Origin of the sequence: Mesorhizobium calcicola, assembly GCF_042682105.1 — a bacterium.
Taxonomy (GTDB): Bacteria; Pseudomonadota; Alphaproteobacteria; order Rhizobiales; family Rhizobiaceae; genus Mesorhizobium; species Mesorhizobium calcicola.
Window position 1 is genome coordinate 1 of sequence record NZ_JBHUGY010000071.1, and the last position, 21,955, is coordinate 21,955.

15 protein-coding genes are annotated in these 21,955 nt (G+C 64.0%); 3 read left to right on the forward strand and 12 right to left on the reverse strand.

Annotated features, from left to right (window positions below; translation table 11 throughout):
• The 3 genes from ACFSQT_RS35130 to ACFSQT_RS35140 all read right to left on the reverse strand — a co-directional run.
• On the reverse strand, positions 1-1,695 hold a 1,695-nt coding region (locus ACFSQT_RS35130), incomplete at its 3' end, for a circularly permuted type 2 ATP-grasp protein (protein ID WP_379026629.1).
• 6 nt (positions 1,696-1,701) lie between these two features.
• Entirely contained in the window at positions 1,702-5,061 is a 3,360-nt protein-coding gene (locus ACFSQT_RS35135) for a transglutaminase family protein (RefSeq protein WP_379026630.1), read from the reverse strand.
• 113 nt (positions 5,062-5,174) lie between these two features.
• A complete protein-coding gene (locus tag ACFSQT_RS35140) occupies positions 5,175-6,371 on the reverse strand; it encodes an acyl-CoA dehydrogenase (protein WP_379026631.1) in 1,197 nt (398 codons plus the stop codon).
• A 154-nt stretch (positions 6,372-6,525) separates the two neighbouring features.
• Here ACFSQT_RS35140 and ACFSQT_RS35145 point away from each other — a divergent pair, with 154 nt between their 5' ends.
• The gene (locus ACFSQT_RS35145) at positions 6,526-7,512 is read left to right on the forward strand and encodes a LysR family transcriptional regulator (protein WP_379026632.1); all 987 of its coding nucleotides are present in this window, start codon (positions 6,526-6,528) and stop codon (positions 7,510-7,512) included.
• 314 nt (positions 7,513-7,826) lie between these two features.
• Here ACFSQT_RS35145 and ACFSQT_RS35150 read toward each other — a convergent pair whose 3' ends face one another.
• The 8 genes from ACFSQT_RS35150 to ACFSQT_RS35185 form a co-directional block, all read right to left on the reverse strand.
• Entirely contained in the window at positions 7,827-10,148 is a 2,322-nt protein-coding gene (locus ACFSQT_RS35150) for a Tex family protein (RefSeq protein ID WP_379026633.1), read from the reverse strand.
• Between the two features lie 130 nt (positions 10,149-10,278).
• Positions 10,279-11,460 (reverse strand): serine hydrolase domain-containing protein, encoded by a 1,182-nt coding sequence (locus tag ACFSQT_RS35155; protein WP_379026634.1) that lies wholly within the window; start codon positions 11,458-11,460, stop codon positions 10,279-10,281.
• A 175-nt stretch (positions 11,461-11,635) separates the two neighbouring features.
• Positions 11,636-12,832, reverse strand: coding sequence for a serine hydrolase domain-containing protein (locus tag ACFSQT_RS35160; RefSeq protein ID WP_379026635.1), 1,197 nt, complete (start codon positions 12,830-12,832; stop codon positions 11,636-11,638).
• A 181-nt stretch (positions 12,833-13,013) separates the two neighbouring features.
• Positions 13,014-14,048, reverse strand: a complete 1,035-nt coding sequence (locus ACFSQT_RS35165) for an ABC transporter substrate-binding protein (protein ID WP_379026636.1) — start codon at positions 14,046-14,048, stop codon at positions 13,014-13,016.
• 22 nt (positions 14,049-14,070) lie between these two features.
• On the reverse strand, positions 14,071-14,871 hold the full coding sequence (locus tag ACFSQT_RS35170; RefSeq protein ID WP_379026637.1) for an ABC transporter permease: 801 nt from the start codon (positions 14,869-14,871) through the stop codon (positions 14,071-14,073).
• Positions 14,864-15,784 carry an ABC transporter permease gene (locus ACFSQT_RS35175; RefSeq protein WP_379026638.1) on the reverse strand — a complete coding sequence of 307 codons (921 nt, stop codon included), beginning with the start codon at positions 15,782-15,784 and terminating at the stop codon, positions 14,864-14,866. The genes ACFSQT_RS35170 and ACFSQT_RS35175 overlap by 8 nt, the downstream gene beginning before the upstream one ends.
• A complete protein-coding gene (locus tag ACFSQT_RS35180; RefSeq protein WP_379026639.1) occupies positions 15,784-16,878 on the reverse strand; it encodes an ABC transporter ATP-binding protein in 1,095 nt (364 codons plus the stop codon). The genes ACFSQT_RS35175 and ACFSQT_RS35180 overlap by 1 nt, the downstream gene beginning before the upstream one ends.
• A gap of 138 nt (positions 16,879-17,016) precedes the next feature.
• On the reverse strand, positions 17,017-18,696 hold the full coding sequence (locus ACFSQT_RS35185; protein WP_379026640.1) for an amidohydrolase: 1,680 nt from the start codon (positions 18,694-18,696) through the stop codon (positions 17,017-17,019).
• 243 nt (positions 18,697-18,939) lie between these two features.
• Between ACFSQT_RS35185 and ACFSQT_RS35190 the strand changes: the two genes are divergently transcribed.
• The gene (locus tag ACFSQT_RS35190) at positions 18,940-19,593 is read left to right on the forward strand and encodes a TetR/AcrR family transcriptional regulator (RefSeq protein WP_379026641.1); all 654 of its coding nucleotides are present in this window, start codon (positions 18,940-18,942) and stop codon (positions 19,591-19,593) included.
• A 24-nt stretch (positions 19,594-19,617) separates the two neighbouring features.
• Positions 19,618-20,649 (forward strand): histone deacetylase family protein, encoded by a 1,032-nt coding sequence (locus ACFSQT_RS35195; RefSeq protein WP_379026642.1) that lies wholly within the window; start codon positions 19,618-19,620, stop codon positions 20,647-20,649.
• A gap of 95 nt (positions 20,650-20,744) precedes the next feature.
• On the opposite strand, the gene ACFSQT_RS35200 is transcribed toward ACFSQT_RS35195, so the two are convergent.
• Positions 20,745-21,932, reverse strand: a complete 1,188-nt coding sequence (locus tag ACFSQT_RS35200; RefSeq protein ID WP_379026643.1) for a TMEM43 family protein — start codon at positions 21,930-21,932, stop codon at positions 20,745-20,747.
• Positions 21,933-21,955 lie beyond the last annotated feature (23 nt).

Consider the following 21,955-nt stretch of genomic DNA (forward strand, 5'->3'; position numbering starts at 1 on the left):
GAGCAGCGGCATGTCCGGATCGGACGTCTCGGCCAGCCGCACATGATAGGCGCGCAGGATGCGCACCGTGTCTTCCGAGCGTTCGATGTAGCGGCCGAGCCAGGTCAGGTTCTCCGCCGCGCGGCTGGGCAAGCTGCCCGGCCTGGTGCGGGTGAAGCTGTCGCCTTCTTGCGGCAGCAGCGTCTCGCGCTCCACCGGCTGGTCGCTGACCACCCAGACGTCAGCCGCCTGGCCGCCGCGCTGCATGGCGATCGCCGTCGGATCGAGCGACAGGCCGACGCGGGCAAAACCGCCCGGCATCACCGTCCAGCCCTCCGGCGTTCGGGCCAGATAGACGCGCAGGCTCGCCGGCCGTGGCTCCAGCCAGCCGCCGACATAGACCGGTGTCGTCGAAAGCGTCACTGCTTCCTGGCCGACGAAGGCGCCACCCTCGCGTTCGATGCGCGCCACCAGCTCCGCCCGTTCCCCGGCGGACAATGCCGAGCCGAGCTTCGTCTGGTCGTCATCTTCAAAGGCGAGTCTTGTCGACAGCGCCGGGCCGATCACCATGCGGTCGATATTGGCCAGCACATGCGCGCGTTCGCTCGCCTGGCCGCACCACCATGTCGCGACGCTCGGCAAAAGCAACTCCTCGCCCCGCAAGGCGCGCGAAATCTTGGGCAGGAAGGCGAGCAGCGCGCGTGTTTCCATCAGGCCGGACCCAAGCGCATTGACGGTCGCAACCGCGCCCTGGCGGATCGCCTCGACCAGGCCCGGCGTGCCGATCTGCGAATCCGAGCGCAGTTCGAGCGGATCGGCGAAGGCGGCGTCGAGCCGCCGCCACAAAACACTGATCGGCATCAAGCCGGAAACCGTGCGCACCATCAGCCTGCCGCCGGAGACGGTCAGATCCTCGCCTTCGAGCAGCATGATGCCGAGATAGCGGGCGATGTAGGCGTGTTCGTAATAGGTTTCGTTGAGCGGCCCCGGCGTCAGGATGGCGACACGGCCGTCGGTCTCCTTGGCCATGCCGATCAGCGCGTCGCGAAAGCGGCGGAAAAAGCCTGCAAGACGGTGCACATGCATCTCGCCATAGATGTCGGACAGCGCGCGCGTGGTGGCGACGCGGTTCTCCAGCGCAAAGCCGGCGCCCGACGGCGCCTGGGTGCGGTCGCCCAGCACCCACCACTGGCCGTCAGGCCCGCGGCCAAGTTCGAAAGCGCAGAAATGCAGGAAATGGCCGCCGGCCGGCCTGGTGCCGACGACAGGTCGCAAATATTCGGTGCTGGCCGCGATCAGCCCGGCCGGCAGGATGCCCTTTTCGACCAGCCGGTTCGGGCCGTAAATATCGGCAATGGTTTCCTCGAACAGCTCGGCGCGCTGCACGAGGCCGGCGCTGATCGCGGCCCACTCGTTGTCTTCGATCAGAACCGGAACATGCGCCAGCGGCCATTCGCGCTCGTTGGCGCCGGCCTTATCGTAGACGCGGTAGTAGACGCCGGCGTCGCGCAGATACTGATCGGCGCGGGCAAAACGCTGGCCGAGTTTTTCGGCACCCAGCTCGTCAAGCGCCTCGATGAAATGCTTCCAGACCGGACGGGGATTGCCAGACGCGTCGACCATCTCGTCGACGACGCCGTCGATCGGCTGGTAGTGCTCCAGCAGGCTGTGGATCTGCGGCTTGCCGCGTACCCTTTTGTGATTCCCCTTTGCCATGTCCGATCACAGTCTTGGTGGACGCCGAAGGTCAAGGGTCATCGGGAAATCTTCCGCCGGTTGTTCCTCGCGCAGCACATAGAAGGACGGCGTATGGCCGCGCGGTTCGAAGCGGGCGAGCCGCCGTGCCTCCGCCTCGTTGCCGTTGACCGGGAAGGTATCGTAATTGCGCCCGCCCGGATGGGCGACATGGTAGACGCAGCCGCCGATCGCGCGGCCCGACCAGCGGTCATAGATATCGAACACCAGCGGCGTGTTGACCGGCAGCGCCGGATGCAGGCCCGAAGCCGGCTGCCAGGCCTTGAAGCGGACGCCCGCCACCGCGACCTCTCTGTTGTCGGTCACCTTCATCGGCACGATGCGGCCGTTGCAGACCACCGCATGGCGCTCGGGGTTCAGCCCCTCCGTCTTGACCTGCAGTCGTTCGACCGAGGAATCGACGAAACGCACGGTACCGCCGATCGCGCCTTGCTCACCCATGACGTGCCAGGGTTCCAGTGCCTGCCGCAACTCCAGCTTGATGCCGGCGTGCTGGACCTCGCCGCAGAACGGAAAGCGGAATTCGAGTTGGGCGTCGAACCATTCGGGACGGAACTCGAAGCCGTTGAGCTTGAGATCGTCGAGCACATCGAGAAAATCCGCCCAGACATGATGCGGCAGCATGAAACGATCATGCAGCGAGGTGCCCCAGCGCACGAAGCGGCCGTCGAGCGGGTTCTTCCACGCGCGGGCAATGATTGCCCTGACAAGCAATTGCTGCGCTAGGCTCATGCGCGCATTGGGCGGCATCTCGAAACCGCGGAACTCGACCAGCCCGAGCCGGCCGGTTGGTCCATCAGGCGAGAACAGCTTGTCGATGCAGATTTCCGAACGGTGCGTATTGCCCGTGACGTCGGTCAGCAGGTTGCGGAACAGCCGGTCGACCAGCCACGGCAAGGGTGCCGCGCCCTGGTCCGGATGCGGCACCTGCGCCATCGCGATCTCGAGTTCGTAGAGCGAGTCGTGGCGCGCCTCGTCGAAGCGCGGCGCCTGGCTGGTCGGGCCAATGAACAGGCCGGAGAACAGGTAGGACAGCGACGGATGCCGCTGCCATTGCAGCACCAGGCTCTTCAACAAATCGGGCCGGCGCAGGAACGGGCTGTCATTGGGCGTCGCGCCGCCGACGACGACGTGATTGCCGCCGCCGGTGCCGGTGTGACGGCCGTCGATCATGAACTTGTCGGCGCCAAGCCGTGTCTGCCGCGCCTCCTCGTAGATCGCCGTCGTCGTCGCCACGCAATCCTGCCAGTTGGCGGCGGGATGGATGTTGACCTCGATGACGCCCGGATCGGGCGCGACGCGAATGACGTTGAGGCGCGGATCGTGCGGCGGGCCATAGCCTTCGATATGCACGGGCAGGCCGATCGCCTTGGCCGCATTCTCGGCGGCGGCGACCAGTTCAAGATAGTCTTCGAGCGCCTCGACCGGCGGCATGAACACGCAGAGCCGCCCGTCGCGCGGCTCGACCGAGAGTGCCGTGCGCACCGCGCCGCCGATCTCGGTGATTTCCTGCTCGACCCGGTCCTGCTGGCCGGTCGCCGCGGTGAACGACGCAGCCTGCTGGCGGCGTGCCATTTCATCGGCGCCTTCAAGCTCGGCTGGAGCCGCGACAGGCAGGATCGCCTCGCGCGCCGGCAGCGGCCCGCGCGGCAGCGACGGATCGACCGGCACGATATAGGGGAACTGCGCCGGCGGCACATAGGGAAGCGTACCGAGCGGCAAGCGATAGCCGACGGGTGAATCGCCCGGCACCAGGAACAGCCGGCCGCGCCGCGTCTTCCACTTTTCCGAGCGCCAGTGTGGTCCCGACGCCTGGCTGTTCCAGCGCTGCACCGGCAGCACGTAGCCGGACGGCTTGGTCAGCCCGCGTTCGAACACTTTCGCCATGCGGCTGCGCTCTTCCGGATCCTCCAGCTTGGAGTTGGACGGGTCGACATTGTCGGGCAGCTTGCCTTCCTTGAGCAGCCACTCGGCCGGATCCTCATAGGCTTCGCTGACCATGGTCTTGTCGATGCCAAGCTCGCCGGCAATCGCCGTCAGCAGGCTTTCGGCCTGTTTCGGCCCGACATCAGCCGCGCTCTTTTCGCGCGCGATCAGCGACGGGTCGCTCCACACCGGCTCGCCATCGGCACGCCAGTAGAGCGAGAAGGTCCAGCGCGGCAGGCTCTCGCCCGGATACCATTTGCCTTGGCCGTAATGCAGGAAGCCGCCGGGAGCAAAGCGCTCGCGCAGTTTCCGGATCAGCGCATCGGCCTTTTCGCGCTTGGTCGGGCCGACGGCGGCGGTGTTCCACTCGGCGGACTCGAAATCGTCGATCGAGACGAAGGTCGGTTCGCCGCCCATGGTCAGCCGCACGTCCCCTTCCGCAAGTGCGGCATCGACCTTGTTGCCGAGTGCGTCGAGCGCCTGCCAGCTTTCATCGGAGAACGGCTTGGTGATGCGCGGATGTTCGGCGATGCGGTCGACCCGCATCTCGAAGCCGAATTCGACATTGGCAAAGCTCGCCATGCCGGAAATCGGCGCGGCATTGCGGAAATGCGGCGTCGCGGCGAGCGGCACATGGCTTTCGCCGGTGAGCAGGCCCGAGGTCGGATCGAAGCCGATCCAGCCGGCGCCGGGAAGATAGACCTCGCACCAGGCATGCAGGTCGGTGAAGTCGACGGCGGTTCCCGGCGGTCCGTCGAGCGCGACGAGATCCGGCTTGAGTTGGATCAGATAGCCGGAGACGAAGCGCGCGGCGATGCCGAGATTGCGCAGGATCTGCACCAGCAGCCAGCTCGAATCCCGGCACGAGCCTTTCTTCGCGGCCAGCGTCTCTTCCGGCGAGAACACGCCGGTCTCCATGCGCACGATATAGGCGATCTCGCGCTGCAGCCGGGCATTGAGGTCGACGAGGAAGTTGACGGTGTTCTTGGCGCTGCGGTCGATGGTCCCGAGCAAGGCCGAAAGCAGCGGGCCGGCCGGCTCCGGCGTGCGGTAGATGGCGAGATCGTCGCGGATCTCTTCCGGGTACTCGAACGGAAACGCCTCGGCCGACGGCTCGACGAAGAAATCGAACGGATTGTAGACCGTCATGTCGGCGACGAGATCGACCTCGATCTTCAATTCCGTCACCGGCTCGGGGAAGACGAAACGGGCGAGGAAGTTGCCGTAGGGATCCTGCTGCAGATTGACGAAGTGGTTCGCCGGCTCGACCTTCAGCGAATGGCTCAGCACCTTGGTGCGGGAATGCGGCGCCGGCTGCAGCCTGATGATCTGCGGACCGAGAACCACGGGCCGGTCATATTTGTAGTGGGTCAGATGGTAGACAGCTGCCAGAATTGCCATGGAGCCCCGGAAGTCAGCGTTTCAAACGAATTTCGCTGAACCCTGACACATCTGCCGGCCATTCTCCAAGCACAGATGTTGCGGTGCACCTAATTTAAGCAGGTGTTGCCGGCTTAGAAAAACGCCTGAATGCCCGTCTGCGCCCTTCCCAGGATCAGTGCGTGCACGTCATGCGTGCCCTCATAGGTGTTGACGGTCTCCAGGTTCTGCGCGTGGCGCATGACGTGGTAGCCGATCTGGATGCCGTTGCCGCCATGCATGTCGCGGGCCTGGCGGGCGATGTCGAGCGCCTTGCCGCAATTGTTGCGCTTGACGATCGAGATCATTTCCGGCGCCATCTTGCCTTCATCGAGCAACCGCCCGACGCGCAGGCTAGCCTGCAGCCCGAGCGCGATCTCGGTCTGCATATCGGCGAGCTTCTTCTGGTACAGCTGCGTGCCAGCCAGCGGCTTGCCGAACTGCTTGCGATCGAGACCATACTGGCGGGCGCGGTGCCAGCAATCTTCGGCCGCACCCATCGAACCCCACGAGATGCCGTAGCGAGCCCGGTTGAGACAGCCGAACGGACCGCCAAGGCCCCTGGCGTTGGGCAGCAGCGCATCCTCGCCGACCTCGACGCCTTCCATCACGACTTCACCGGTGATCGACGCGCGCAGCGACAGCTTGCCGCCGATCTTCGGCGCCGACAGCCCCTTCATGCCTTTTTCCAGCACGAAACCACGGATCTCGTCCTTGCCGTTCTCGCCTTTCAACTTCGCCCAGACGACGAACACGTCGGCGACCGGCGAATTGGAAATCCACATCTTGGAGCCGGAGATCTTGTAGCCATTGGCGGTCTTCTCGGCGCGCGTTTTCATGCCGCCCGGGTCGGAGCCGGCATCCGGCTCGGTCAGGCCGAAACAGCCGATCCACTCGCCGCTGGCGAGCTTGGGCAAATATTTCTTGCGCTGTTCGTCCGAGCCATAGGCGTAGATCGGATACATCACCAGTGACGACTGCACCGACATCATCGAGCGATAGCCGGAATCGACGCGTTCGACTTCCCGCGCGACCAGCCCGTAGGTCACATAGTTGGCGCCGAGCCCGCCGAACTCTTCCGGAATGTTGATGCCGAGCAGGCCGGCATCGCCCATCTCGCGGAAGATCGCGGTGTCGAAGGTCTCGTTGAGATAGGCCTCCTCGATGCGCGGCGCGAGCTTGTCGGCGGCGAAGGCCGCGGCACCGTCGCGCACCATGCGCTCGTCTTCCGAAAGCTGGTCCTCGATCAGGAACGGGTCTTCCCAGACGAAGGCATTCTTGTCGGCGGCCATGGCTCTCTCCCAACTGCTGCAGGTCGCCCAAAAGTGTCAGCGGTTTTGGGATGACGACATGCACGAAGCAAAATCTTGGCTCGGCTTATCGACCTGCGGCCCGAAAAAATCAAACGAAATTGCTTCGCCGATCAATGAGCGTTAGTAATGGATCATGAGTGTCCAGCGCCGCCTTTTGCCCAACATCAGCGCCCTTGCCGCCTTCGAAGCCGTGGCCCGTCTCGGCAGTTTCACCGCCGCCGCCCAGGAACTGGATCTGACGCAAGGCGCGGTCAGCCGGCAGATCCGATTGCTGGAGGATCAGTTCGGCCGCCGGCTGTTCGAACGCGACAGCCGTAATGTCAGGCTGTCGACGGCGGGGGAAATCTACGCCGAAGCGGTGCGTTCAGCACTCGGCCAGTTGCGCGACGCGGCCCTTGGATTGATGAGCAATCGGCATAGTGGCATCCTGAACCTCGCCATCCTGCCGACCTTCGGCACGCGCTGGCTGATGCCGATGATCCCCGATTTCGTCGAAAACAATCCCGATATCACCATCAACTTCGTCACCCGTGTCGGCCGCTTCGATTTCGCCCGCGAACGGCTGGATGCCGCCATCCACTACGGCTTGCCGGACTGGCCCGAGGCCGACTCGACGCTCTTGGTGCGCGAAACGGTGGCGCCGGTCGCGTCGCCGGAATTCCTCGCCGGCCGCGCCATCGCAACGCCGGCCGACATCGGCCGTTTGCCGCTGCTGCACATGGCGACGCGCCCCGGCGCCTGGACCGAATGGTTCGAGCATCAGGGTCTGAGCGCGCCGACCGGACCAGGCATGCAGTTCGAACAGTTCGGCACCGCCGCCCAGGCCTGCATGGCGGGGCTCGGCGTCGCCTTGTTGCCGCTGATCCTGATCGCGGGCGAATTGCAGCGCGGCCAGTTGGTGCCGGCGCCCGGCCAGCCGATGCAAAGCCGCAGCGCTTACTACCTCGTCGTCCCGCACGACAAGCGCGGCCACCCGCCGGTCGCCAGCTTTCGCGACTGGCTGCTGAGGCATCTCGCCCGGCAGGACGCCATTCGCAAAGGCGTGGAAAGCGGCCCGGGCATTCCGGCCGAGCAGGTGTTTGCGCGGCTTGAAGCGAAATACAGCGGCGAAAAGCCGTGAACAATGGCGGTCGCAGGACAGTCGCCTCAGCTTTCGATTTCGCCCATTCCCTTCTCCGCCGTTGGCGCTGCCCCTCACCTGCCTGCCGGCATCCTCTCCCCGTATAGTGACGGGGAGAGGGGCGCTCCCATCGCCGGTTTCGCTAATCGCTAACGTCTCAAGATAGGCGCCGAGGTTGCGGCCAGCCCCCTTCTCCCGTCAATATACGGGGAGAAGCGCCCGGCAGGGCGATGAGGGGCGGCGCCGACTTCGGCCCTGTTTTCGGATCGGGATATCCAAAATGTGAGCGCGTACTTTGGGCTGCCGCAAAACAACTACTTCCGCTTCAGCGCATCGGCCAGTGCAGCGCCGAACGCACCTTGCTGGGCTGGCCGTTCCGGCTGGCGTTGTGGCGCTGGCGAGCGCGGCGCCGGCCTGCCGCCTGTGTCGCGCGGCCCGCTGCGCGATGCACCACCCTCGCCGCCATCCTTGCGCATCGAAAGTGCGATGCGCTTGCGCTTGATGTCGACATCTACGACGCGCACCTTGACCACATCACCCGCCTTGACCACCTCATGCGCGTCCTTGATGAAACGGTCGGCCAGTTGCGAGACATGCACCAGCCCGTCCTGGTGGACGCCGATATCGACGAAGGCGCCGAAGGCGGCGACATTGGTGACGGTGCCTTCCAGCAGCATGCCAGGCTTCAGATCCTTGATGTCGTCGACGCCGTCGGCGAAGGTCGCGGTCTTGAAGCCGGGGCGCGGATCGCGGCCCGGCTTTTCCAGCTCCGTCAGGATGTCGCGCACCGTCGGCAGGCCGAAACGCTCGTCGACGAAGACGCGCGGATCGAGCGCCTTCAGAACGGCACTGTCGCCCATCAGCGCGCGCACGTCGCGGCCGCAGGCGGCGACGATCTTCTTGGCCACGCCATAGGCTTCCGGATGCACCGACGAGGCATCGAGCGGCTCGCTGCCATTGGCGATGCGCAGGAAGCCGGCGCATTGCTCGAACGCGCGAGGGCCAAGGCGGGACACCTTCAGCAGGTCCTTGCGGCTGGCGAAGGGGCCGGTCGCATCGCGATGCGCGACGATGGCGTCGGCCAGCGACGCGCCAAGGCCCGAAACGCGCGCCAGCAGCGGCGCCGAGGCGGTGTTGAGATCGACGCCGACCGCGTTGACCGCGTCCTCGACCACCGCTTCCAGCGAGCGGCCGAGCCGGTACTGGTCGACATCGTGCTGGTACTGGCCGACGCCGATCGACTTGGGCTCGATCTTGACCAGCTCGGCCAACGGATCCTGCAGCCGCCGCGCGATCGACACCGCGCCGCGCAGCGACACGTCGAGGCCGGGAAATTCCGCCGCCGCCGTCGCTGAAGCCGAATAGACCGAGGCGCCCGCCTCGCTGACGATCACCTTGAGCGGCTTCGGCCCACCATCCGCAGGCATGTCAGACAGCATGTCCGCCACCAGCTTTTCGGTCTCGCGGCTGCCGGTGCCATTGCCGATCGAGATCAGCTCGACCTTGTGCAGGCGAATGAGTTTGGCGAGTTCCGCTTGCGTGCCGCGCACATCGTTCCTGGGTGGAAACGGATAGACCGTCGTCGTTGTCAGCAGCTTGCCTGTGTCATCGACCACCGCCACCTTGACGCCGGTGCGGATGCCGGGGTCGAGCCCCATCGTGGCGCGCGAACCGGCAGGGGCGGCCAGCAGCAAATCCTTCAGATTGCGGGCAAAGACATGGATCGCATCTTCCTCGGCGCGCTCGCGCAGATCCCGCATCAGGTCGAGCGTCAGATGCAGCGACAGTTTTATCCGCCAGGTCCAGCCCGCCACCTCCATCAGCCAGCGGTCGCCGGGCAGGCTGCCTCCGATGGCATAGGCGTTGGCGATCATCCGCTCGACCGGCTTCACCGGTGAGGTGTCATCGGCATCGACCTCGATGTCGAGCGACAGCACCTCCTCATTGCGGCCGCGCAGCATCGCCAGCGCGCGATGGCTCGGCACATTTGCCCAGCGCTCGACATGGTCGAAATAGTCGGAGAATTTCGCGCCGGCCTCCTGCTTGCCGTCGACCACCTTGGCGCGCATGAAGGCGCGCTCCTTCATGTAGGCGCGCAATTTGCCGACGAGGTCGGCATTCTCGGCGAACTGTTCCGACAGGATGTCGCGCGCGCCTTCGAGCGCCCCCTTGGCATCGGCCACTTCTTCGCTGACATAGGCCAGCGCCAGCTCGGTCGGCACCAGCGACCGGTCGGCCAGGATGGCCTCCGCCAGCGGCCCCAGCCCGCGCTCCCTGGCGATCTCGGCCTTGGTCCGGCGCTTCGGCTTGTAGGGCAGATAGATGTCTTCCAGCTCCGCCTTTGTGGTGGCGGCGATGATCTTGCCTTCAAGCTCGTCGGTCAGCTTGCCCTGCTCGCGAATGGAACCGAGGATGGTGTCGCGGCGCGCGTCGAGCTCGCGCAGATAGGCGAGACGCTCCGAAAGTAGCCGCAGCTGCGTATCGTCCAGCCCGCCGGTCACCTCCTTGCGGTAGCGCGCCACGAACGGCACCGTCGCCCCCTCGTCGAGCAGCTCTATCGCCGCCGCCGCCTGTTCGGGCCGCGCGGTGATCTCGGCCGCGATGATGGCTGCAATGCGCTTGATGTCGGATGCCATGTCGTTCCTGCTCTTTTCGAAAAGAGCGGCGACCATAGGCGCAGACGTTCAGTCCGCCAACCCGCCGCATTTTCATCAGCCCAGCGGGTCCACAGGAAAGCGCGTGCTCGTCTGACGGCTTAAGGGAAGCTCAGACCATCCGGCTCAGCGCCTCGAAAAAGGCGACGATCTCGATATCGAGCGGATCGTCGACCGGCTCCGGCTGCGACGACATCTTGGCGATCACCACTTCGGTCCTGGGATCGACATAGAGCCACTGGCCGTGGATGCCGATGCCGCAATAGGCGCCGTTTTCGGCACCGGTCTGGTACCATTTATTGCGATAGCGGCCCTTCGGGAACAGCGGCAGCATCGCGCCGCGCTGCCAGGCTTCCGCACTGCCGCCGGTGACGGTCGTGTCGCGCACCCAGGCTTCCGCCACGATGCGCCGGCCATTCGCCGTGCCGCCTTGCCGCATCATCTCGCCGATGCGCGCCAGGTCGCGCGGCGTCACCGAAATGCCGCCGGCGGTGCGCGCCGTTCCTTCCATGTCGACACCGATCGAGGCTTCGCTGACGGCGCCGAGCGGCAGCCACAATTTGTCGCGCATCAGGTCGCAGAAGCGCTGGCCGGAGGCGCGCTCGAGCAGGATGCCGAGCAGGTCGGAATTGGGCGAGCGGTAGCGGAAGGTCTGGCCATGCGGCTCGGCAAGGCGCTGCAAGGTCAGGATGAATTCGCGCAGGCTCTCGGTGCCGCCGCCCGGATTCCACAGCGTCGCCCGGCGATAGCGGGCAAAGGCGCTTTCCGGATCGAGATAGGCCTCCTCGAAATCGAGGCTGACGCTCATGTCGAGCACATGCCTGGCGCTGGCATCTCCATAGGCCGAGCCGGCGGCTTCCGGAATGTAGTGCGTCACCGGGGCTTTCGGGTCGAACATCCCCTCGCCTTCCAATATGCCGGCGACGATGGCGGTCAGCGACTTGCTGATCGAAAAGATGATATGGCGGGCGCCGAAATCCATATGCGGCGCGAACCAGTCGCCGATGACCTTGCCGCCTTTCATCACCGTCAGCGCGTCGGTGCTCGAGCGCGCGAGAAATTCGTCCACTGTCTCTGGCCCATCGGCAACCGAAACCTTTTCGCCGAGCAGCCCGCTGATATCCCGCGCCGGTGTCTCGACACCACCAGGCGCGGCCGCTACCGGCGCCGTCGGCACCAGTTCGCCGAGATTCTGGAACGACCAGCGGTTGAACGGGTTTTCGCGCCAGTTGGCGAGCAGCACCTCGTTGCGGCGGAAGCCGTATCGGGTCTCGAACGCGGTCTTGCCACTCATGGCGTTTCCTTCTGGATTTCTTTGGGTTTCTTGGAGGCTGTTTCGAAAGTCGCTCCGGGGAGTCATATGGCGGTGGTTTCGAGAACCGGAGCGGAGCGGACTTTCGGGTCCGTGAGTACCGGAAGCGCAGAAAACGCCACCAGATGGCCGCTGGAGTGAGTTTCCAAACAGCCTCTTAGTCGAGCGCGGCGGCGATGGCGCGCACGGCCTTCACCGTCGCCACCGAATAGGCGACATTGCTGAAATCCGGATAGGTCGAAAGCTTCACCACGACCGTACGGCTGTTCCAGTCGATGTGGATCATCTGTCCGAACACGCCCCGGCACATCAGCGCGCGCGAGCGCGGATCCTCGATCCAGAACTGGTTGCGGTAGCTGCCTTCGGGCAGGCTGGGATTGAAGTCCGGGCCGTGCCTGCCGTTGCGCGTCGCCTCGATCCAGTCGGCCGGCACCACGCCGCCGCCATTGTCGAGGATCAGCTGGCCGAAGCGGCCATAGTCGCGCAGCGTCGCGTTGAAGCCGCCGTCGGCGACCGCATAGCCGGCGCTGTCGACGGTGAAACAGGCGCTTTCATCAGTGCCGAGCTTTTGCCAGAGCTCTTCCGAAACCAGCTGCGGGAGACGCTTGCCGGTCACCCGCTCCATGATGAAGGCGAGCACATCGGTCTCAATCGAGCGATATTCGAAGGCCGCACCATGCGGGCGGATCGTTTCCTTCAAGCCCAAGATCAGCTCGAACATATGCGAGGGCCAGCGAAAGGCCGGATCGCTGCCCGGCGGCACCGGCTTCCAGCCTGTGGCGACATCGACCTGGCCGATGTCCGAATAGCGGTCGGTATACGCCTCGGAAAAGCGCACCCCGCTCGTCATGTCGAGCACGTGCTGGACGCTGGCGCCCGCCCAGCCGGTGACGCTGAGCTCCGGCAGGTAGTCCGTCACCGGCCTGGCCGGATCGATCAGGCCACGCCCGACCAGTATGCCGAACACCGAGCCGGTGACCGACTTCGCCATCGACTGCGACAGATGCAGCGACCGCTCGCCCATGCCGTTGAAGTAGCGCTCATAGGCGACCTTGCCGTCCTTGAGCACCAGGAAGCCGTCCGTATAGGTCTCGTCGAGCAATCCCGCGAGCGTCGTCGGCTGGCCGCCGCTGTCTTCGACCGGCAACCCGTCGAGATCGACCTCGGCGCGTTCGAGACGGTGACGATGGCCATTGCCGCGCCAGACTTCGGCGGTCGGCAGGAACTCTCTGACATGCTGGAACGCCCAGCGGTTCCATGGCGGCCGGTCCCAGTCGAGCTTTGGCAGCACCATGGCGGGCGGCGAGCCTTGCATGATCGGTGGCCGCGGATCGGAATTGCGATAGGAGTCCATGAAGGCCAAGCCCCGGCAACAGAAAAACGGACCCGGCGGCCTAGAGACGGATGATTTCAGGTCGGTTCGACCTGAAATCTGAATCCGTCTCTAAGTCAGAGAGATAGGGCATGATGTCGTCCGAAAACCGTTTCACACTTTTCGGCATCATGCTCTAGCCGCCGGGTCCGTTGAAACGCAGTTACTTCTGCAGTTCGGTCCAGATCTTGGTGTAGATGTCCTGGATTTCCGGCGCGCACATCTTCTGGAATTCGCCTTTCGGCTTGGCGTCGGCCGGAATGACGACTTCCGGCGCATCCTTCATGTCGGCTGGCATGTATTTGTCCGAGCCGGTGATGGCGTTGGCATAGCGGTGGAAGGCCGAGAGGCCAGCCGCGTTTTCCGGATCCATGATGAAGTTCTGGAACAGCTTGGCGTTCTCGACGTTCTTGGCTTCCTTCAGAACGACGACGTTGTCGCTCCACAGGCCAAAGCCTTCCTTCGGATAGTTGTAATGGATGGCCGGGTTGGCCAGACGCTGGCGCAGCGCCGAGCCGTTCCAGTCGCTGGTTGCCTTGAAGTCGCCGGCGCCCATCTTCTCGATGGTATTGTATTCCATCGCGATCCAGTTCGGCTTGGCCGCGACGAGCGTGTCGCGCACCTTCTTCAGCACCGCCTTGTCGTCGGTGCATTGCTGGCCGCCGACATATTTGATCGCCGCGAAGATGACGTCATTCATCTCGGGAACGACGTTGACCTTGCCCTTCAGCTCGTCGGGCGCATTGAAGACGATGCCCCACGTATCGGCCGGACCCTTGTAGGCATCGGTGTTGACGACGACGCCGATCGTGCCCCAGGCCCACGGCACCGAATATTTGCGGCCCGGATCGAATTCAGGATTGGCCCATTCCGGCGCGACGTTCTTGAAGTTCTCCATCTTGCCCGGATCGGTCTCGAGCAGGAGACCTTCCTTGATCCAGATCTGCACATAGGTCTGCGACGGCACGGCGATGTCGAAGCCGGTGCCGCCCTGGCGAACCTTGGCGAGCGCGGTGTCGTTGGAATCGTAGTCGGTGATCGACACCTTGACGTTGTATTTCTGCTCGAACTTCTTGATCACATCGGGGCTGGTGTAGTTGCCCCAATTGTAGATGTTCAGCACGCCATCTGCGCGGGCCAGGCCCGTCGAAGCGAGCAACGCCAACCCCATGGCGGTCGCTGTTGTCTTCCAGTTCATCATTCTAACTCCCATTTCAGGTTCAGTCTCGTTTCCTGCTGACGAAGAAAAACAACGTGACGATCGCGACCGAAAGCAGCAGGAAAGCGGTCGATATCGCGTTGATCTCGGGTGTCACGCCACGGCGGATCTGGCCGAGCATGTAAGTGGGCAGAGTGTCCTGGCCGCCCGACTTGACGAACTCGGTGATGACGACGTCGTCGAGCGAGATGACGAAGGCCAGCATCAGACCGGCCAGGATACCGGGCCACAAAAGCGGCAGCGTGATGCGGCGGAAGGTCTTCCACGGCGTCGCGTAGAGATCCGCCGCGGCGCGTTCCAGCGTCAGGTCCATATTCTCCAGCCGCGCCCGGATCGGCAGATAGGCGAACGGAATGCAGAATGCCGTGTGCGCCGCGATCAGGTAGCCGAGGCCGGAATAGCCGGTGAAGATCTTGATGCGCGAGAAGAAGATCAGCAGCGCCACGCCGGTGACGATCTCGGGCACCATCAGCGGCTGGTTGATCGCCGCATATTTGAAGGTGAGGCCGGGATAGGCGGCGGTGCGCGTGGTGGCGAGCGCCGCCATGGTCGCGAAGATGGTCGACAGCACCGCCGCGATGGCACCGATCTGGAACGAGCGCAGGGTTGCGTCGATGACCTGCATGTTCTGGTATGCCGACTGGAACCATCGCAGCGAAAAGCCACCCCATTCGGATGTCGAGCTCGCCGCGTTGAAGGCGTAGACGACCAGCACGATGATGGGCAGATAGAGCACGACGAAGCAGGTCGCCGCGATCGTCGTGAAGCCCGGCTGGTGCTTGATGGAGAAGTTGCTAGCCATGACGCACCCCTGACTTGCCGGCGTTGCGCACATAGGCAAGCAGCGCCAGCATGACGATGACCATCACCGTGATCGACAGCGCCGAGCCAAGCGGCCAGTTGCGGCCTTGTCCGAACTGCAATTCGATCAGGTTGGACAGCATCATGTTCTTGCCGCCGCCAAGCACAACCGGCGTCACATAGGCGCCGAGTGCCGGAATGAAGACCAGGATCGAGCCGGCGATGACGCCGGGTTTGACCAGCGGGAAAATGATCTTCCGCAGCACCTTGAAGCGTGTCGCGTAGAGATCGTAGCCCGCCTCGACCAGGCGAAAATCGAGCTTTTCCATGCTGGCGTAGATCGGCAGCACCATCAGCGGCAGGTAGACATAGGCCATGCCGATCAGGATCGCCGTATCGGTGAAGAGAATCTGGATCGGCGCCGAGATGATGCCGAGCTTGAGCAGGACGGTGTTGACGATGCCTTCATTGCGGATGATCTGCAGCACCGCGAAGGTGCGGATCAGAAGGTTGGTCCAGAACGGTATGGTGATCAGGAACAGCCAGAGGTCGCGGGTCTTTTCGCTGCGCGTCGCCATGAAATAGGCGGTCGGGAAGCCAAGCGCCAAAGTGGCCAGCGTCGTCACCACCGCAAGCTTGATCGAGCGCCAGAAGATGGTGACATGCGCTGCCGCGAGCGAAAGCGTGTCGTCGAAAATGTCACGTTCCATGAACACCGACACCCAGGCATCGGGCGAAAACTGCCACTTCACGTCGCCGTAGGCGCCGGGCGTCAGGAACGAGTAGACAAGCACAATCAGCAACGGGCCGGTCGCGGCGAGCAGGATGACCAGCAGCGCCGGCGCCGACAAAAGCCATCGGTCACGGACATCACGCCGTTCCGCTGCCTTGGCGATTTCTTCCGCGGTGGCCATCAGTCCCTCAGCACTTGCGCGGCGTCGTTGCCGATCAGGATGCCGACCTTGTCGCCGCGCTCGAAACCGCAGCCTGCGCTGCGCGTGTTCTGCTGGCGCACGGTGAAGGCCTCGCCGCTGTCGAGCTGGACATGGATATGCGTGTCGGTGCCGAAATAGACGATGTTTTCGACCATGCCCGACAGGTCGCCCTCGTCCTTGGTCAGCTTGGCATGCTCGGGCCGCACCACCACGGTGGCATTATCCTTCGGCTGGAACCCTTCGGCAACTGTCGCCTCGATGGTCGTGCCGGATTTGAGCGTCGCGCGCGCCTTGCCGTTGCCGGTGCCCGATATGGCGGCGGTGAGGAAGTTGGTCTCACCGATGAAGTCGGCGACGAAGCGTTCCGCCGGCTTGTCGTAGATATCCCAGGGCGACCCGACCTGCAGGATCTTGCCCGACGACATCACCGCGATGCGGTCCGACATCGTCAGCGCCTCTTCCTGGTCGTGCGTGACGAAGATGAAGGTGATGCCGGTCTCGTGCTGCAGCCGCTTCAGTTCGATCTGCATCTCCTTGCGCAGCTTGTAGTCGAGCGCCGAGAGCGGCTCATCGAGCAGCAGCACTTTCGGCTGCGGCGCGAGTGCCCGTGCGAGCGCCACACGCTGCTGCTGGCCGCCGGAGATCTGGCTGGTGCGGCGGCTGCTCAGCGCCTCCATCTTGACCAGCTTCAGCATCGCGTCGACACGCGCCTCGATCTCGGCCTTCGGCTTGCCCAGCATCTCCAGGCCAAAGCCGATGTTGTCGGCGACCGTCATATGCGGGAACAGCGCATAGGACTGGAAGACGGTGTTGACCGGCCGCTTGAACGGCGGCAACGGCGCGATGTCCTGGCCATAGAGCAGGATTTCGCCGGCGGTTGGAAAGTCGAAACCCGCAATCAGCCGCAGCAGCGTCGTCTTTCCGCAGCCGGACGGACCGAGCAGCGTGAAGAACTCGTTCTCGCGGATGGATACCGAGACCGTGTCGAGGGCAGCGACTTGCCCCTCTCCTGATCCAAAAATTTTGCTTACTTTGACAACTTCAATCGCATTCCGACCCGGTTTGTCCGGCACGATTACGCCTCACTGTTGACCCCGCTCTTGCTGGCGGAATTTTCCCCTGTTTGATGTGAACACAAGGCCGGTGTGTTGGCAAGCCGGCATTGAATCACAGTTCAATTCGTAACTTGGCTAGCAAGCTCCATGCCATTGTCAGGTCTGATAGGTGACCTTGCCGCCACAGATCGTCGTCACCGGCCGTACCTTATGCAACGCCTCCGGCGCTGTCGCTTCCAGATCGGCCGAGAGCACCACCAGATCGGCCATGTAGCCGGGCTTCAACATGCCTTTGCGATGCTCGGCGAATTCGGCATAGGCTCCTTCGACTGTGTAGCCGGCAAGGGATTCATGCAGCGAGAAGCTTTGGTCCGGGTCGCTTTCTGCCCACGGTTTGCGCAACACCGCCGCCTGAATGCCCAGGATTGGATCGATCGGCGACACCGGCCAGTCCGATGCGAAGACGACATGCGCGCCGGCATCCTTCAAGGTCCGCCAGGCATAGCTCAGCGGCCAGCGGGCCGGGCCGATGCGCGATACCGTCGGCTCCAGCGGAAAATCCATGGCGCCAGGCGGGTGCGGCGGTTGCATGGAGGCGATGACGCCGAGTTCGGCGAAACGCGGAACATCGGCGGTGGTGGTGACCTCGATATGCTCAACCCGGTGGCGGCTGTCGCGCTTGCCATTGGCGTTCCGCGCCGCCTCGTAACCGTCGAGCACTGCACGCACCGCGCCGTCGCCGATCGAGTGCACGGCCATCTGCAGCCCACGTCTGTCGACGGCGACGGCCAGATCGATGAATTGTTGCGGCGTGAACAGCGGCTCGCCCACCCAATCCGGACGGTCGGCATAGGGCTCGACCATGACGGCTGTCCAGGAATCGAGCACGCCGTCGTAGAACACCTTGACCATGCCCGATGACAGCCACTCTCTGTTGTAGCGCTCGGCCATCAGCGAGGCCTTGTCGAGCATGTCGAGCGTCATGAAATTCTTGTAGTGGAACGGTATCTGCACGCGGCAGGGCAGCCCTTCCTCGGCTTCGATCTCGGCCAGCAGCTCAAGCTGATAGAGATTGCCGTCCATGTTGTGGATCGAGGTGATGCCGTGGCGCGCGCACCAGGCCAGCCCGCGCCGCATGATATCGCGGTCGGCGGCCCGCTCGGCCACGGTCGGCATCGGGTCCGGCTCGCCGCCAGTCGCCAGGCCCAGCCGCACCCGGCTTTCGCCGGCAAGGTCGAGCACCGGACCGAACGCTTCGCCCTCGCGCAATTCGCCCGCGGCGAGGCCGTCATCGCCCATGACGATCTCGTTGCCCGGGCCGAGCGTGCGCCCATGCAGGATGCCCGCCATTTCCAGCGCCCTTGTGTTGGCCCACATTGTGTGATGATCGGGCGCGGCCATGCAGAAGGGGCGATCGGGCAAAATGGCGTCGAGATGGTGACGTGTCACCCGCTCGCTGCCGAGCACGGTGTAGTCGACGCCCTGCCCGACCAGCATTTTCGCGTCCGGCTGCGTTGGCGCGTAGTCGCGGATCGCCTTTTGCAGCGCCTCGAACCCGTGAATACCGGTGAGCTGCAGGTGGGCAAGTTCAGCCCCGCCTGAAAACAGATGCATGTGGGCTTCGATGAAGCCCGGGATCACCGAACAGCCCTTGGCGTCGATGACCTTGGTGGCCGGTCCCTTGAGCTCTTCGATGGAGGCGCGGGTGCCAATGGCGACGATGGCGCCGTCCTTGACGGCAACAGCCTCGGTGGCGGGATTGTCATCGTCCATGGTCAGCACACGACCGTTGATGACGATCAGATCAGCACTACGACCCGCACCCGTGACAGACATCGCGACTCCGCGCTTTTGACGACTGACTGAGACCGACAACCCTGCGCCCAGGACCGGCCACTCCACCGGAGCGGCGCCATGGGAAAAAATGATGCCGGCGCGCTGTCCTCGAAATTCCCCTTGTCATCCCCGAAGGCAGCGTGAATAAAGAATGCGACTAATTATTCGCGTTTGTCAACATACGGAATTTGGACTGTATTGTGGACAGCACCCTGCGCGGGCTGGGAACGGGGACATCAGGCAGTGAAGCGCAGTCTCGACCGCAAAACCAGGATAGCGCTCGAACCGCGCAAGCAGCCGCGACAACAACGGTCGAGCAAGGTGGTCGACAGGATTCTCGACGCGGCGCTGATCTTGACGCGGGAGCAAGGAACCAAGACGCCGACGACGCTCGCCATTGCGCAGCGCGCGGGCTTGTCGGTCGGTTCGATCTACCAATACTTTCCCAACAAGGAAGCCATCCTGCTGGACCTCGCCCGGCGCTGGCTGTCATCCTTTCCCGAGGTGATCGCGAAGCGCATCAAGGTCGCCCCGCCCACCAACCGCGAAGAGTTTCGGCGAGAAGTGCGCAAGCTTTTCATCGACACGTCCAAGCTCTATCTCGAAAACGCCAGCCTGATGCCGGTGATCGAGGCCATTTCAGGCAACGCCGACCTCAGGCCGATCCAGAACGAATATGACGACCAGATCATCGCCCTCTACGCCCAATGGTTGCAGCATGTGAACCCGGCTCTTGAAGGCAAGATCGCCAGCCGGCTCGGCGTGGTGATGATGGAGGTCGGGCACGTCTGCCGGCTGGTGGGGCTGAAAAAAGATCGCAGGACCTTCGACCTCATCGAGGACGACGTCGAAACCATGTGGCTCGCTCTGGTGAACCCCTATCTCAATCTTGACTGATTTTCGCACTTCGAGAGGAATTTTATGAAGACTGTCTATTCGCCACTCCACGCCGGCCATGCCGGGCAGATGGAACTGGTCACAAGCGCCATCGTGCCGGGTTTCGAAAAGCCCTCGCGGGCCGAATTCATCAAGGCGCGGGTCGAAAGCGAAAAGCTAGGTCCGATCATCGCGCCGGCCGAGCACGACCTCGCCGCCGCCAGGCGCATCCACAAGGCCGATTACATCGACTTCCTGCCGACAGTCTGGCCGCAATGGGTAGAAGCCGGCTTCACGGGCTCGGCGATGCCCTTCACCTGGCCGACGCGCGGCCTGCGCGGCGACGTGCCGCCAAAGCGCATCGACGCCCTGCTCGGCTACTATTCCTTCGATGCCGGCGCCACCTTCGTCGAAGGCACATGGGCCGCGATCAAGTCGTCCTATGACGTGGCGCTGACCGCCGCCGGCCTGGTCAAGAATGGCGAGGCATCCGCCTTCGCGCTCTGCCGCCCGCCGGGCCATCATGCCGGAGCAGGCTTCATGGGCGGCTATTGCTTCATCAACAACGCCGCCGTCGCCGCGCAATGGTTCCGCGACCAGGGCGCCGGCCGTGTGTCCATCCTCGATATCGACTACCACCATGGCAACGGCACGCAGGAGATCTTCTATGACCGCGCTGACGTGCAGGTCCTCAACCTGCACGGCGATCCGATGGTCGAGTATCCCTTTTTCCTTGGCCATGCCGATGAACGCGGTTCTGGCGCCGGCGAAGGCTTCAACATCAACTATCCGATGCCGTTCGGCACCGACTGGGACGCCTGGAATGCCTCGCTGGAAGATGCCTGCACCAGGCTTACCGCTTACGCGCCGGACGTCGTCATCGTCTCGCTCGGCGTCGACACCTTCGAGAAGGACCCGATCAGCCAGTTCAAGCTCAAGAGCCCCGATTATCCGAAGATCGGCCGCCGCATCGCCAGGCTCGGTCTGCCGACGCTGTTCGTGATGGAAGGCGGCTACGCGGTGGAAGAGATCGGCGTCAACGCCGTCGGCGTGCTGACCGGCTTCGAGGACAGGTAAAAGCCTGTCGCCCAAAAGCGCGCCACGGTTTTGGGACAACAACAGGCATGAGCTAAACCAGGGGACCGGGCGGCAATGCCGCCCGGCTCTCGCGATCAGGTGCCGGTGCTTGGCGCGACCGCTGATGCGGCTGCCTTGCGTGAGCGGCCGAGATAGTAGACCGCCGCCGCGGCGATGACGCCGGCTGCCAGGATGCCTGCCGCCAGCACAGGCCGATACCAGAACCAGGCAATCGCAATCGTCGTCGTGCCGACCAGGATCGCCAGGAAGAAGGCGATGATGCCGGTTCCCATCCGCGCCATGCTGCCGAGGAACGGTATGACGTCGAGGATCACGCCGATCGGGGCGAGGAACAGGGCAAAGCCGATCGTCAGCAGCAGCAGGCCAGCAGCGCGCAGCAGCCAGGTGATCAGCGTGTTTGCGCTGACTGCTTCGGCGAACATCTTGTCGGCCGGCACAGTGCCGGTGTCGACCATCAGCAATTGGTCGCCGGCCACCGTCTGGTAAGGCTCGAACCGGCTGCCGGCCTGACGCGCGACGATGCTGACCACGCCGAGTGGCGCCAGTTCGTAGCCGATGCGGTAGTCGCCCAGCGCCGGCGTTGTCGTGTCGGCACCGAGATAGATCTTGCCGTCGACGATGCTGAGGGGCTTCGCGCCCGTATAGGCAGCCTTGATCGCGGCCGACCGGTCGGGCGACAGCGAATAGTCCTTGTCGCCCTCGATGCGGTCGAGCACGGGTGTGTCGAGCGTGAAAGCGCCAAGCTTGCCTTCCGGAATCTGGAAAGTCCGACCGTGGATCGCCATCGGCGGATTCTGGTGCCCGTCCGGCTTCTTGAAGCCCGACGAGTCGATCTGGCTGTCGTTCCACACCTTCGAATAGCTGTAGGTGGTCACCGTCTCCTCGCCGCCGCCAAGCTTCTTGGTGGTCTCGGATTTGGACTCTTCCTTCCATTGATACATCTCGACGTCACGCGACAGACGCAGCCCTTGCGCCGCAATGCCGAAATCCGGGTCGGACAGGCCGCTATCCGCCGTCGCCGGCCCGCTGAGATGCACCAGTTTGCCGTCATTGGCGGCATCGACGCTGTCGGCGCCGACGGAGACCACGGCGCCGGCCCCTTCGGCCAGCGAGCGTGCCGTCTGCACCGCGCGGCCCTCGTTCCAGAACAGCCCGATCACCATCAGCACGATCAAAAGCAGGCCGAAGATGACCCCACCGACCGCACGCTTGATCCGCCCGAACCACGAGACGGATGTAACTTCCTGAAATGAATCGCTCATCGTTTCCCCCGAAAACAACAGTG

Coding starts and splice junctions, on each gene's coding strand:
- ACFSQT_RS35135 (WP_379026630.1), bottom strand. CDS start 5,061: ATGGCAATTCTGGCAGCTGTCTACCATCTGACCCACTACAAATATGAC.
- ACFSQT_RS35175 (WP_379026638.1), bottom strand. CDS start 15,784: ATGGCCACCGCGGAAGAAATCGCCAAGGCAGCGGAACGGCGTGATGTC.
- ACFSQT_RS35195 (WP_379026642.1), top strand. CDS start 19,618: ATGAAGACTGTCTATTCGCCACTCCACGCCGGCCATGCCGGGCAGATG.
- ACFSQT_RS35150 (WP_379026633.1), bottom strand. CDS start 10,148: ATGGCATCCGACATCAAGCGCATTGCAGCCATCATCGCGGCCGAGATC.
- ACFSQT_RS35170 (WP_379026637.1), bottom strand. CDS start 14,871: ATGGCTAGCAACTTCTCCATCAAGCACCAGCCGGGCTTCACGACGATC.
- ACFSQT_RS35200 (WP_379026643.1), bottom strand. CDS start 21,932: ATGAGCGATTCATTTCAGGAAGTTACATCCGTCTCGTGGTTCGGGCGG.
- ACFSQT_RS35160 (WP_379026635.1), bottom strand. CDS start 12,832: ATGGACTCCTATCGCAATTCCGATCCGCGGCCACCGATCATGCAAGGC.
- ACFSQT_RS35165 (WP_379026636.1), bottom strand. CDS start 14,048: ATGAACTGGAAGACAACAGCGACCGCCATGGGGTTGGCGTTGCTCGCT.
- ACFSQT_RS35185 (WP_379026640.1), bottom strand. CDS start 18,696: ATGTCTGTCACGGGTGCGGGTCGTAGTGCTGATCTGATCGTCATCAAC.
- ACFSQT_RS35145 (WP_379026632.1), top strand. CDS start 6,526: ATGAGTGTCCAGCGCCGCCTTTTGCCCAACATCAGCGCCCTTGCCGCC.
- ACFSQT_RS35155 (WP_379026634.1), bottom strand. CDS start 11,460: ATGAGTGGCAAGACCGCGTTCGAGACCCGATACGGCTTCCGCCGCAAC.
- ACFSQT_RS35140 (WP_379026631.1), bottom strand. CDS start 6,371: ATGGCCGCCGACAAGAATGCCTTCGTCTGGGAAGACCCGTTCCTGATC.